Source organism: Alcaligenes sp. DN25, from assembly GCF_023674485.1.
GTDB lineage: Bacteria > Pseudomonadota > Gammaproteobacteria > Burkholderiales > Burkholderiaceae_B > Alcaligenes > Alcaligenes phenolicus.
On the sequence record NZ_CP098408.1, the window covers coordinates 3,339,788 to 3,352,641 of the forward strand.

General features: G+C 55.0%; 13 protein-coding genes. 10 read left to right on the top strand and 3 right to left on the bottom strand.

The window, feature by feature from the left end; translation table 11 throughout:
- Window positions 1-99: 99 nt before the first annotated feature.
- Together NBV64_RS15490 and NBV64_RS15495 are read right to left on the bottom strand one after the other, a co-directional pair.
- Entirely contained in the window at window positions 100-1,122 is a 1,023-nt protein-coding gene (locus tag NBV64_RS15490) for a zinc-binding alcohol dehydrogenase family protein (protein ID WP_250756089.1), read from the bottom strand.
- A gap of 31 nt (window positions 1,123-1,153) precedes the next feature.
- Window positions 1,154-2,254: an alkene reductase gene (locus NBV64_RS15495; protein ID WP_250756090.1), complete on the bottom strand. Its 1,101-nt coding sequence runs from the start codon at window positions 2,252-2,254 to the stop codon at window positions 1,154-1,156.
- A gap of 175 nt (window positions 2,255-2,429) precedes the next feature.
- Here NBV64_RS15495 and NBV64_RS15500 point away from each other — a divergent pair, with 175 nt between their 5' ends.
- Window positions 2,430-3,344: a LysR family transcriptional regulator gene (locus NBV64_RS15500; RefSeq protein ID WP_250756091.1), complete on the top strand. Its 915-nt coding sequence runs from the start codon at window positions 2,430-2,432 to the stop codon at window positions 3,342-3,344.
- A 41-nt stretch (window positions 3,345-3,385) separates the two neighbouring features.
- On the opposite strand, the gene NBV64_RS15505 is transcribed toward NBV64_RS15500, so the two are convergent.
- The gene (locus tag NBV64_RS15505; protein WP_022983581.1) at window positions 3,386-3,991 is read right to left on the bottom strand and encodes a TetR/AcrR family transcriptional regulator; all 606 of its coding nucleotides are present in this window, start codon (window positions 3,989-3,991) and stop codon (window positions 3,386-3,388) included.
- Window positions 3,992-4,133: 142 nt separating this feature from the next.
- On the opposite strand from NBV64_RS15505, the gene NBV64_RS15510 reads away from it, so the two are divergent.
- The 9 genes from NBV64_RS15510 to NBV64_RS15550 all read left to right on the top strand — a co-directional run bounded on the left by NBV64_RS15510 (window position 4,134) and on the right by NBV64_RS15550 (window position 12,852).
- Window positions 4,134-4,712, top strand: coding sequence for a cupin domain-containing protein (locus NBV64_RS15510; RefSeq protein ID WP_009460742.1), 579 nt, complete (start codon window positions 4,134-4,136; stop codon window positions 4,710-4,712).
- Between the two features lie 40 nt (window positions 4,713-4,752).
- Window positions 4,753-5,994: an ABC transporter substrate-binding protein gene (locus tag NBV64_RS15515; RefSeq protein ID WP_031233034.1), complete on the top strand. Its 1,242-nt coding sequence runs from the start codon at window positions 4,753-4,755 to the stop codon at window positions 5,992-5,994.
- A 10-nt stretch (window positions 5,995-6,004) separates the two neighbouring features.
- Window positions 6,005-6,886, top strand: coding sequence for a branched-chain amino acid ABC transporter permease (locus NBV64_RS15520; protein WP_009460738.1), 882 nt, complete (start codon window positions 6,005-6,007; stop codon window positions 6,884-6,886).
- A gap of 156 nt (window positions 6,887-7,042) precedes the next feature.
- Window positions 7,043-7,903, top strand: a complete 861-nt coding sequence (locus NBV64_RS15525) for a branched-chain amino acid ABC transporter permease (RefSeq protein WP_009460736.1) — start codon at window positions 7,043-7,045, stop codon at window positions 7,901-7,903.
- Entirely contained in the window at window positions 7,900-8,661 is a 762-nt protein-coding gene (locus NBV64_RS15530; RefSeq protein WP_009460734.1) for an ABC transporter ATP-binding protein, read from the top strand. The genes NBV64_RS15525 and NBV64_RS15530 overlap by 4 nt, the downstream gene beginning before the upstream one ends.
- Window positions 8,645-9,385: an ABC transporter ATP-binding protein gene (locus NBV64_RS15535; RefSeq protein WP_009460732.1), complete on the top strand. Its 741-nt coding sequence runs from the start codon at window positions 8,645-8,647 to the stop codon at window positions 9,383-9,385. Before NBV64_RS15530 ends, NBV64_RS15535 begins: the two co-directional genes overlap by 17 nt.
- 12 nt (window positions 9,386-9,397) lie before the next feature.
- A complete protein-coding gene (locus tag NBV64_RS15540; RefSeq protein WP_250756092.1) occupies window positions 9,398-10,132 on the top strand; it encodes an alpha/beta hydrolase in 735 nt (244 codons plus the stop codon).
- A gap of 216 nt (window positions 10,133-10,348) precedes the next feature.
- Complete coding sequence (locus NBV64_RS15545) at window positions 10,349-12,604, top strand: alkaline phosphatase family protein (protein ID WP_250756093.1); 2,256 nt, start codon at window positions 10,349-10,351, stop codon at window positions 12,602-12,604.
- An 11-nt stretch (window positions 12,605-12,615) separates the two neighbouring features.
- Window positions 12,616-12,852 carry a hypothetical protein gene (locus tag NBV64_RS15550; protein ID WP_250756094.1) on the top strand — a complete coding sequence of 79 codons (237 nt, stop codon included), beginning with the start codon at window positions 12,616-12,618 and terminating at the stop codon, window positions 12,850-12,852.
- Window positions 12,853-12,854: the final 2 nt, after the last annotated feature.

A 12,854-nucleotide genomic window follows, 5' to 3' on the forward strand; every position in this document is an offset into this window, starting at 1 on the left:
AATGCAAATAAAGCCTGGAAACCGTTTAATTCAAACCACCAAAAACCCGCTGTGGCCATATGGCAACGCGGGTTGGTGGCTCAAAACACAATAAGCGGTTTACGCGTCCCACCCCTCCAGCACCAGCTTGCCACGTGCTTTACCCGACTCCAGCAAGGCATGGGCTTTTTTCAGATTGCTGGCATTGATACTGCCAAAACGCTCGGTCAAGGTTGTGCGGATCAGACCGGCATCAATCAGGTCAGCGACTTCGCTCAACAAGCGATGCTGGGCCAGCATGTCGTCCGTGCCAAACAAGGAGCGGGTAAACATGAACTCCCAATGCAAGGACACAGATTTGCGCTTGAGCTGGCTGACATCCAGACTGGCGGGATCATCAATCAGGCCAAACTTTCCTTGCGGGGCGATGGCCTGAACAATCTGCTCAAAGTGCTGATCGGTATGCGTCAGACTGACGACATAGTCCACTTGCGGGTAGCCGATACGCTCCAGCTCGTCAGTCAAGGGCTTGCTGTGATCAATCACATGGTGGGCACCCAGTTCACGCACCCAGGCCTGGGTTTCGGGGCGGGAAGCGGTGCCAATCACGGTCAAGGAAGTCAGGCGGGATGCCAGTTGCGTCATGATGGAGCCCACTCCACCGGACGCCCCTACAATCAGCAGGCTCTTGCCGCTGGGAGCCTTGCCAGGTGCGATCCCCAGACGGTCAAACAGCATTTCCCAGGCAGTGATGGTGGTCAGGGGCAAAGCGGCTGCTGCGGCAAAATCCAGCGATTTGGGTGCATGCGCCACGATGCGCTCATCGACCAGATGCAGTTGGCTGTTCGTGCCCGGACGCGCAATCGAACCGGCATACCAGACGCGATCACCCGGTTTGAACAAGCGGACCTCAGGGCCAACCGCCTTCACAATGCCACTGGCATCCCAGCCCAACACCTTGTACTGCTGCCCGGCATCCGGCCCACCACGCTGTCGCACCTTGGTATCGACCGGGTTGACGGACACCGCTTTTACCTGGACCAGCAAGTCGCGGCCTGTGGCCACCGGGTCGGGCAACTCAATATCCATCAGGGACTCAGGCAGCTCTATCGCTTGGGGCGCTTTATACGCAATCGCTTTCATCTTTTTTCCTTATAAAAATCAATGACCTGTCTTAGGCCATGCTCGGATAATCGGTATACCCGTGTGCGCCACCCCCAAACAAGGTTTGTGGATCGAAGCTTGCCAAGGGAAGCTGATCACGCAAGCGTGCAGGCAAATCCGGATTGGCGATAAAGGGGCGACCAAACGCCACCAGATCAGCCAGGCCACTCTTTACAATCTTCTCGGCTCTGTGTGCGTCATATTTGCCCGCAACCATAATTCGACCCGAAAAGTGGGCACGCAAGGCATGGCGAAAATCATCAGGAATCTCAGGGGCATCATCCCAATCAGCCTCTGACAAGTGAATGTAGGCCAGACCCTTGCCGTCCAATCCCTTGGCCAACTGCAAGATCGTTGGAATGATTTCGGGGCAGTTCATGGCTCGCTGCGTAATAAAGGGGGCCAGACGGATACCCGTGCGCTCTGCTCCTATCTCTGCCGCTACTGCTTCGACCACCTCTGTGGCAAAACGAATACGGTTCTCCACACTGCCCCCATAAGCATCTTCACGGTGATTGGATGTGGTGCGCAGGAACTGATCAATCAGGTAGCCATTGGCACCATGGATTTCCACGCCATCAAATCCCGCTTGCATGGCCTTGGCGGCCGCCTGGCGGTAGTCCTTAATCACAGCTGCAATCTCTTGCTCGCTCAGGGCGCGCGGTACGGGGCAATCCAGCATCCGCCCCACCCCGTCCTCCCCCACTACCCAAACCTGAGCCTGGGGAGACAAGGCGGAAGGGGCCACAGTCTGACCATCTGCATGAAAGCTGGCATGAGACATCCGACCCACATGCCACAGTTGCAAGACAATCCGGCCACCTGCTTGGTGCACAGCATCTGTTACCAAGCGCCAGCCCTGCACCTGCTGCTGGGTGTAGATGCCGGGAGTAAAGCTGTAGCCTTGCCCTTGTCGCGAAATCTGCGTCGCTTCGCTAATTAACAAGCCTGCACTGGCACGCTGAGCGTAATACTGGGCCATCAGCGCATTCGGAATATCTCCTGGCTGATCAGTACGGCTACGTGTCATGGGAGCCATCACGATACGGTTAGGCAACTGCAAGCTGCCCACTTTCAATGCCGAAAACAAAGTAGATGTTGCTAGACCCATGATTTGTATGCCTCATCAAGAAAATGAAAATGTGGATCACAGTGTGCCTTTTCAGGACCTTTAGAAAAACAGGCTTTTGCTTGAAACGATATTCAAAAATACGTTGAAAATAGCGTCATAATTAATTCCATTAATTAGCTTTTCAGCATAAAAACCCAGCCCAGCGAGGCACGTTATGAAAGCACTGCAAGATCTGGAAATTTTTGTTCGCACCGCTGACAACGCCAGTCTGTCCGCCACGGCACGAGGTTTGGGCATAACACCGGCAGCCGCCAGTGCGGCAATCAAACGCCTCGAATCAGAAGTGGGTGTACAGCTTTTTCTGCGCTCCACGCGCCATTTGCGGCTGACCTCTGAAGGCGAAGTGTTTCTGGCTCAATGTCGTCCCGCCCTGTCCGCCTTGCAGCAAGCCAGCCTGCAATTGTCCAGTGGCCGCCCAGGCTCCCGGGGCCAATTGAAGCTGGCCGCCCCGTCCGATCTGGGGCGCAATGTGCTGTTGCCTTGGTTAAATGAATTTCAGGATGCCAATCCGGGCGTGGACATACGCCTGCATCTGTCCGATCGGCTGGCTAATGTATACAGCGAACCCATTGATGCAGCCTTTCGCTATGGTCATCCGGCAGACTCCAATTTGGTGGCTCTGCCTATCGCCCCCCAGCATCGGCGCGTGCTGTGTGCAGCCCCCTCTTACCTAAGTCGTCACGGTACCCCCAAGACCCCTGATGAGCTCAAAAACCATGACTGCCTGTGTTTTATGCTAGGTGAGGACGTACACGATCGTTGGCGTTTTGAACGAGGCGGTGAGCCGACAATGACTGTAGCTGTAAGAGCCGTAAATGTGTCTAACGATGGGGATGTTGTCAGGCGCTGGGCTTTATTGGGCAAAGGCATTGCCTATAAAGCCTACTTCGACGTAGCGAACGATCTTGCCAAAGGGCACTTGCTTCCACTTTGCCAAGACTGGGGCTTTGAAGCCTCGCCCCTTTACCTGCTGGCTGCTGGCCGCCAGCAGATCACACCGCTATTGCGCGAGCTGCACCAATTTATAGTCCAGCGAATCAAGGCATGGGAGCAGGCACCCTCTTATTGAGGGTGGTTATTGAAACAGACTGGGCTTAGCCGCATAAATCTTTACCTTAGTCCGTCCAAAAAAGCATCCACACGGTACGCAATCACGGCATCCAGTTCATCAGGCACCTCAAGCTGATACACCCATTTGCGTACCCCCATATAAAAGAAACTACTGTGTAGCCCCCACCAAGCCTCGTTCTCCAGCATCGCCTGATCTGATGTCAAGGCCTGCTCCCGCCCCAAGTCGTAATGCAACTCCTGGCTCAGAATTCTGAAAATCCGTTCATGAAGCATTTGCAGATAACGTTGGTTCAAAGACGGATCCTGCAAGCCCGCATACAGAAAAATCCGTACCCATTCGCTAGTTAATATTGCCTGGGTGTAGTCCACAAAGTACTGCACCAAACGATCCCGGAATGGACGACTTCGATCAGCCAGCCAGACCTCCCAAAGCGGATTCCAGCGACTTAAGAACACCCGCTCATACACTTGCTCAATCAGCTCCTGCTTGCTAGGAAAGTATCGATACAACAGTGGTTGCGTGATGTGCAGCTCACGAGCCAACTCTCTGGTCGTCAAGGCAAATCCCTTTTGAGCAAAAAGCTCGATGGCCTGCTCCACCATTTGATCTCGTCGGTCTACCCCAGACAAATGCTTCCGTGGCATATCAGCCTCTTTTCTGGGTGTATCTGAAGGCGGTAAGTGCTCAGCCATACTAGGGAAACCCCTCATTTAAATTAAATTGCGGAACTTAAATTATCGCACGATAATCTTTTTTATCGTTTGATAAACTTTAAGGAAAGAGACAATGATTGAGCACAATCAAAACCCCACTAATTCCAACCGCATCATCCCCTGCAGAGTTGCCTCTCGCCAGGAGATGCTGACCCGTGTCGCTAGATTCGCAGATCTGCGTGGTGCCAGCACAGGACTGCCCGATATGAATCACCCATTGGGGGTCCGAACCCTGATGAACGTCATAGGCTTTGCTCCACCTGAAGAGGGTGGGCTTTCTCCTGTCGGCTCCGCCGCCTCTGCGGCTGCAGCCATTGCAATCAATGAGGGATTTAATCTGGGCTTTGCCAGTGCCAAGCCAGGTTGCGGTGCCTTTGCCCATGTGCATGACACCAACGAGACTTTTATGCCTTTAACAGGCCGTTGGCGATTTTTCTTTAACGAGGGCTCTGAGCAAGAGCATGTAGATCTGGGCCCCTACGACGTGATTTCCATGCCAGCCGGCATTGCCCGCGGATTTGAAAATATCACCGAGGGCGACCCCGAGGCAGAGTCCCTGCTGCTTTACGTCATTGCCGGAACACAGCCTAAGGTCGAGTACACCGAAAACGCGGTACAGCGGTTTGCCCCTTACCAACCCAATACTCAGTAGTCCTCCAGTTGCCTGGCCCATGCTCTCAAGGATCCCTCTCATGGATAAGAACGCTCTCTGCTCCCCAAAGCGTCGTCGATTACTCCAGTTTTCGGCGGCCTCACTCACGGCTTTATCCGTGCCTAGCTGGGCACGGGCACAAGCCAACTCACCTATAAAGGTCGGTTTCATCGCTCCACTTACAGGCCCTTATGGCGCCGACGCTCGCCTGGAAGTGCTGGGTGCCCAATTAGCTATCCAGCAATTCAATGAAGCTGGCGGCCTGGGGGGGCGCATGGCTGAACTGCTGGTACGCGATTGCAGGCTGAATGCCGGCGAGGGTGCAACACGCGCACTGGAACTGATCGAAACGGAAAAGGTTAATTTCATTGCAGGTCCTTTTGGCCCAGCTGCCTTCTCGGTCAACAGTGTCATCAAGGCCAAAGGTGTACCGTACACCCCTATAGCCAATTCCGATTCGATAAACCAGGCGACTGAATGGAGCAAGTACCTGTTTCATGAAGGGCTAACACCAACGGCCACTGCAGGCGCACTGGCTCGCTACGTGGTGCCACAAGGTGCCAAGCGTATCGTCATGCTGACTGCCGAATATATCTATGGGCAAGAAATGGCCGCAGGTTTCAGGCTCGCAGCAGAACAGCAAGGGGCAGAAATCATCGACGATATTCGTCACCCTTTAGGCGTCAATGATTACTCCACATTGTTCCCGCGCATTCTGGCGCTCAAACCGGACCTGCTGGTCATCAATAATTTCGGTAGAGACCAACAAGTCGCTTTAAAGCAAGCCCGGGAGTTTGGCCTGAAACGCAAAATGAAACTGGCTGTTCCCCTTATGGTGCATACCGCCAGGCAAGTGGACGGACATAAGGTCTATGAAGACGTTTTAGGCTGCATCGGCTACTACTGGGGAATTGAAGACTCGGTGCCTAGCGCGGCCAAATTTAACGCTGGATTTCGTGCAATTTCGGATGGTGCCAATCCATCTGATTACGCGGCCTTGGGTTATGCCAGCGTCCTGTCTCCCTTGAAAGCCGCAATCCAGGCTCAGTCGATTGAACCTGACGCACTTGTTCACACGCTCAGCTCAATGCAGTACGACTACTACAAAGGCCCCCAGTTTTACCGTCGTTGCGACCATCAATCAGTGCAATCTGTTTTTATCGTGCAGTCCAAAGCTCCCGAACAAGCCAAGACTGACGATGATTTATTTGAGATTCTGGCAACCGAAGAGGCGGCGGAAAATCGTTTGATGTCTTGTGAAAGCCTGGGCTTTACCGCATAGGGGCAGCGCTATGGAATGGACAATAGACCTGATTTTCCAACAAGCTGCAGCTGGACTGGCGCTCGGCTCCATCTATGTTCTGCTAGCGGTAGGACTAACACTGATTTTCGGCCTGCTTAACGTGGTGAACTTCTCACATGGAGCCTTTTACATGCTGGGCGCCTACCTGGGCTTTGTCACGCTGGAGTACACGCAAAGCTTTACTGCAGCCCTCGTTGTAGCCGCTCTGGGTGGGGCTGCCATTGGAGGACTTTTTGAGCGCTTTCTGATTCGGCGCTTGTACGGCAAAGGTATCGATTATCCCCTCCTGCTTACTTTTGGGGCAGCATACGTCATCGTCGATGCGGTGCGCATGATTTTTGGCCGAGAGGGTGTCCATATTGCTACTCCTGAGGCCCTAAGCGAGGTGGTTGATCTTGGGTTTGGCCTCTTGCCGGGGTATCGGCTCTTTCTAATCGCGCTCTGTCTGGGACTCGTATTGCTGTTGTGGCTGCTGCTGGAGCGCACACGTTGGGGACTGATTATCCGCGCTGGAGCCCAAGACGGGACCATAATCCGCATTCTGGGCATCGACATTTCGCGAGTCTGGCTTATGGCCTTTGCCCTGGGGTCAGGACTGGCCGCCCTATCAGGAATTCTGGCTGCACCCATGCGGGGCGTCCATCCGGATATGGGTTCGGCCATTCTGGTTGATGCCTTCGTTGTAACGGTCGTAGGGGGGATGGGGTCCTTATCTGGCGCTGTACTGGCCGGCCTGCTGATCGGCATGGTTGTCAGTTTTGTGACCCTGTTCGCCCCCGAGTTCCAAGAACTCTCCATCTATGTGCTGATGACTCTCATGTTACTGGCGCGTCCCCAAGGCCTTCTGGGGCGCCGTGGGGCTTTAGGCTAAAAAATTATGCAAACATCAATTCTTACAAGAGCACACCGCGACACAAGACCGGCTGCTCGCATCCACCGATCCGGACGCTGGCTGGACCTGCTTGGAACACTGGCGTTCCTGGGCCTGCTTCCCTGGCTGGTTCCCCATCAATCCCTGGCTACCTCCATGCTGATTTTTGCACTCTTTGCCAGTGCATACAATTTAGTCTTCGGTTATGGCGGCATGCTATCGCTAGGACACGCAGCCTTGTTTGGAGGTGGAGCTTATGCGGCTGGCATCGCGGCTGTCCACGGCCAACTCCCTTGGGAACTATCTTTGCTGTCTGGCGCCTTGGTGGGTTTGGGGATCGGCCTGCTCTTTGCTTTTTTATCCTTACGGGTGCGTGGAATCTACTTTGCCATGATCACATTGGCATTGGCGCAATGTGCGTACTTCTTCGCTTACCGCAATCCAAACTGGACCGGAGGGGACAACGGCTTGCGAGGCGTGCCCCCCTTGGAAATAGACTGGGGATTCTTACAACTGTCCAGTTCCGACCCACTCAGCAAGTACTACCTGATTTTTGCAATTGTAGCGGGCGCTTTGAGTCTGCTGCGTGCCTTGCTCTACACCCCCCTGGGTCGCTCCTTGTCCATGATCCGTCAAAATGAGCAGCGTGCAGCAGCTTGCGGTGTGCCTGTTCTACGTGTTCGGCAGATCACCTTTGCAATCTCCGGCTTGCTGTCCGGTTTAGCAGGAGCTCTATATGCCTATCACATAGGAACAGTCCCCCTGGAGACGCTCTCGGTCCACCTGTCCGGGCAAGTAGTGATGATGGTGCTACTAGGGGGCATGGCCACTTTTGTCGGCCCGGTGGTAGGAGCGGTTGTCTTTCTAGGCGCTGAAAACCTTCTTTCCGACTTGACTGACTACTGGCAAATGATCAGCGGTATTTTGTTCATGCTGCTGGTACTGTTTTTCTCAAAAGGTATTTGGGGTGGCGTTCAAGCAATACGACAGAGCCGTCCTGCGGAGCCAAAGCCATGACACACGACATTATTCTTTCCGCCCAAGGTTTGAGCAAAACTTACAGTGGCTATGTCGCCAATAGAGACATCAGCTTTAACATCCGACGCGGAGAGCTGCTTTCAATTATCGGCCCCAACGGGGCCGGGAAAAGCACATTATTCAACATGTTGAGCGGCACCATCAAACCCGATACTGGTCAACTTTTGTTTAAGGGCCAAGACACCCGGTCTACCCCCCGGCACCGGTTTGTCAATATAGGTATTGCCAAGTCTCATCAAATCACGAGCCTCTTTCTGGAAAGCACTTTGGCGGAAAATATTTTTCTAGCCTTGGAAACTCCTAAAACCACCCTGAATTTCTGGACCGTACGTGATGAGCGCCCCCAAGCCCAAGAGCGCATCACAGAACTGCTAGCCATGGTCAGACTGGATCATAAGGCCGGTTTACTGGCTAGTTCCCTATCTCATGGAGAGCAGCGTGCACTAGAGATTGCCATGGCTCTGGCCAGCGATCCAGAGCTGCTTTTAATGGACGAACCAACGGCCGGCATGGGACCACAAGAGACAGTACAAATTATCGAATTGATCCAGGCATTGCGCCAACAACGCACCATTGCACTAGTCGAGCACAAAATGAAGATGGTCATGGATATAAGTGATCGGATTCTTGTCCTCCATCATGGTGCCCTACTGGCCGAGGGCCCTCCCACCGACATCATGAACAATGCCGAGGTCAAACGTGTTTATTTAGGGGAAAAACATGCCGCCCACCACTAGTAGCCCACCGCAAGACACGCTGCTGCACATTACCGGCCTCCAAGCCTGGTATGGGCCCAGCCATATTCTTCAAGGTATCGACCTCTCCGTTAAAGAAGGTGAACTGTTAGCTATTCTTGGTCGAAATGGTGCCGGCAAAACCACTACCTTGAAGGCAATAATGGGCCTGGTACCGAAAGTCCAAGGATCAGTCTTGTACGGAGGACAAGAAATACTTGCCCGGCCCGCCCATCAACGCTTCCGCTACGGTCTGGGCTACGTCCCTGAGGAACGCAGGATCGTCCCGGGACTTACGGTCCTGGAAAACCTGCAGTTAGGTCTGGCAGCGACACCCGGCCAGTACAAGCTGACAGAGCGTATTGAGGAAATTGCACAAACCTTCCCCCGCCTGAAAGAACGCTTCAAGCAAGCAGCCAGCACCATGTCTGGTGGGGAACAGCAAATGCTAGCGATTGCACGTGCCCTGATGAGCAATCCGAAGCTCATTTTGCTTGATGAGCCCTCTGAAGGGATTATGCCCAAACTGGTCGATGAAATGTTTGCGCTATTTACCGAGCTGCGCCAGCAAGGAAAAACGTTGGTTTTAGTCGAACAAAATGTGGCTCTCGCTCTGGAGATCGCAGACCGTGCGGTGATTATCGACAATGGCACTGTTGTGCACCGTGCCAGTGCTGCCGAACTACTAATCGATCAAGAAATGCAGGACCGCTACTGCGCAGTTTAAAAAGAGTCTGTCATGTCCAATATTGTTTTACTACATGGAGCTTGGCACGGAGGCTGGAGCTGGGGCGGCCTACAGACCTTGCTAGAGCAACATGGCCACCGGGTTTTCACACCCACCTTCACAGGCTTGGGAGACCGTGCCCACCTTCTGACACCAGAGGTTGGGATACACACTCACATACAAGATATTGCGATGTTCTTGCAATATCAGGAGCTCGATGACTGTGTCCTGATCGGACATAGTTATGCGGGTCTGATCATGCCCGGCTTACAAGAGCAACTGCATATCACCGGCAGCACGCACATACAACGTGCCATTTATCTCGATGCTGTCCTGGTCCCTTGCGGTCAAAGCTGGTCCGACGCACACGACCCCGCGACACGCCGACAACGCTTGATTTCCAGCTACCAGGGTAGCAACAGCACAACGGTCTTTCCTGTCCCCACGGTTGCAAATATGGGGGTACATGACCCAGCAGACATTCGCTGGGCAGACCGCATGCTGACGCCGCACCCCGCCCGCACCTACACAGATATACAAGATGTAGGCCCAGACTTATATCCCGGCATCTACGTAGACTGTACTCAACCTGCTCTAAGCGCTCTGGAAAGCAGCAAGCTATATGCCCGCCAACTAGGCTGGCCTTATCTGGAACTACAAGCTGGCCATGACTGCATGATCTCCCATCCCCTTGAAACACTACAAACTCTGAAGCCTTACCTATCCTGCGCAACTCCTACTGTTTAAGCGTTCCCTCTTTAACAAAACAAGCCCGCTAACAGCGGGCTTGTTCACACTCCAGAACCGGCACTGTTGACTCGCGCTCCAAACCTCCAAGAGATTCCGCCGAAAAAACAAACAGCAACGACGATGAACGTCTAGGATATCGACCCAAGGCCGTCATGCTGCCTTGCTCTAATTCGATCGATCCTTTCTTAACGTCAGCGACAAGGCAATCGAATCATGAGACATGCGCACATGGCCAGCCCCCTTTCTCAAGGGCCCGGCTTTCCCCCTCCTTCTGCAACCCGGTATCTGAACGCGGCCCAAGCTGGCTGCTTGCAGCACCCGCCCGTGGGCCGCGCAGGACGCAGCAAAACAGGCCTGATCAAGGCCCTGGCAGTAGCAAGCCTATCTGCCGCTCTGGCCGCTTGTGGTAGCTCTGAAACTAGCTCGGGCCCGGCCACCGCCCCCGAAACCCCCACCAACCCGGTAAAGCCTGACACACCCAGCACTCGTCACGCCCTGATCATTGATCTGGACGGGGCCACCTACCGCGCTGTGCAGCAAGGCATGGCAGCGGGCAGCCTCCCCAATCTGGCCAAACTGAACGTCCAACTGGCCTATAGCGGCGGTGTGGTGGGCACCCCCAGCCAACAAGCCAATCTGGACATGCCGGGCTGGGCCAGCCTGCTGACCGGCACCTGGGCCAATCGTCACGGCGTGGTATCTACGGCACCAGACCAGGTCTTGCGTCAAAACAGCCTGTTTCACTCTGCCCAACCAGGCCAGAATGCCGCGGCCGTTGCATCCAGCGGACTGGCCCATTTGCTCAAGGCTGACCATGATGCCGAGCGTCTGCACGAGCTGGCCGATTGTTCTGCACAAGCCGTGACCCTGTCCTGTGTCTCTACCCAGGCAATGAAGATGATTGAAGGGAACTACCGCAAGGTTCTGGTTCAGTACCGTTCTGCCAAAGATGCGGCATTGGATTTTGGTGTCGAGTCACCTGACTACCTGGCCACCCTGAGCAAGCTGGACAAGGAGATCGGTACCTTGATTGCGGCCACGGCCAAGCAGCAGGATCGCCAATGGTTGATTGTCGTGACAGGCAACCACGGTTTGAGCGAGCATGGGCAAGACAATGGCCTGCCCTTGCTGTCCCAGTCCGCTACTTTCCTTGCCTTCAACCAAAGCGTCAACACAGGGGAACAAGGCATAGGCGCCAGCCTGCCCCAGACACTGACCGAGCTGTATCAGTACAACAGCCTGGTTGATGTCGCTCCCACCGTCATGCGCTATCTGGACACGCTGCCCCCAGCGGCAGAATACAAGCTCGATGGCAGCAGCCTGCTGGGCCCACAAGCCGTGTCCAATCTGAATGCCACCGTCGTGGACAACAATTCTTCGTCCGTGGCCATCAAGCTGGACTGGAAAGCACCGGCCGACGCCCCCATCGATATCCTGCGCGATGGCCAGGTCATTGCTTCGCGTCTGCCCGCAGGGACACAAAGCTATACCGACAATCAGTTGACGGCCGACCTGAGCAGCAAAGGCACGTATCAGTTTGACTACACCGTGCAGGCAGGCTCGGGCGAGCAGGCCGCCTGGCGCAACCTGATCAGCCCGCCCATCTCCTACTTGCCGCCTGTGCCATTGGCCACCACCTTGCGCAACGGTCTGCTTTCTTACTACCCCTTCAGCGCGACCCTGCCGCCTGTTGATGCACAAGGCAACAGCAGCATGGCCCCCGCCTCTGCCGATCTGCCTTCGGCCGCAGGGGTAGTGGTACCCGGCCCCTTTAGCGGCACGCATGGGCTGCTGGTCGATACCAATCATGTCACCGTGGAAGGGCTGGAAGGCTACCGCATGACGCCGACACAAGGCTTTGATATTTCCACCGGCAGCAGCCCCCAGTTCACCATCGGCTTCTGGTATCAGGTGCCCCAGTGCATTGACCGCAATAACGTCACCATCCTGTCCAACAAGAACTATGTCAGCGGTGGCAATGCCGGTGTGGCGATTGGCCTGTTCAGCAGCTCCACCAAGAACCAGTGTGGCGTGGCCTTCAATATTGGTTCAGGCGGTGTTCGTGCCGACGGCCCCACCAATCCCTACACGCAAATTCCGGTAGGCCGCTGGGTCTACATTGCCTTTGCGGTGGACGGTGTGGCCAAGAAGATGAACATGCAGATCTTCGACCCGGTCATCGGCCAGACAACGCAGGTTGCAGCTGGCAAATCCACTGGCGCTGTTGATCTGTCCAAGCTCTCTCCCTATCCGCAATGGGGTATTGGCGATGATGGCACCGGCAAGTTCCTGATGAACAAGTGCAATGGCTCGGTTACGCCGCCCTACACCGTGGGCAAATGTGCTGTTGCTCCGCCAACCCAGCAAATGTTTGGTGATCTGGCCATGTGGAATCGTGTGCTGAGCGACGAAGAGCTGCAGTCGATCTATTGGTCCAACAAGCCGCTGTCCAGTTTGTCCACCCACTAAGCGAGCGCGCCATGACCTCTTTGACTCTTCTGGCACGCTTGATGCGCACCTTGGCACTGGCTAGCGTCACGGCCCTGATACTAAGTGCCTGCAGCGATGGCAGCAGCGGCGACCCTTCCCCAGCAAGCGACACGGGCTCGGGCAGTGAACAGGTGCCCATCGTCACGCCTCCGGCCAGCGGTTCGCTGGGGGAACAGGGTACTAACAAGCCCGCCACCCCCAATTCGCAACTGGACTGCGCTCCCTGATA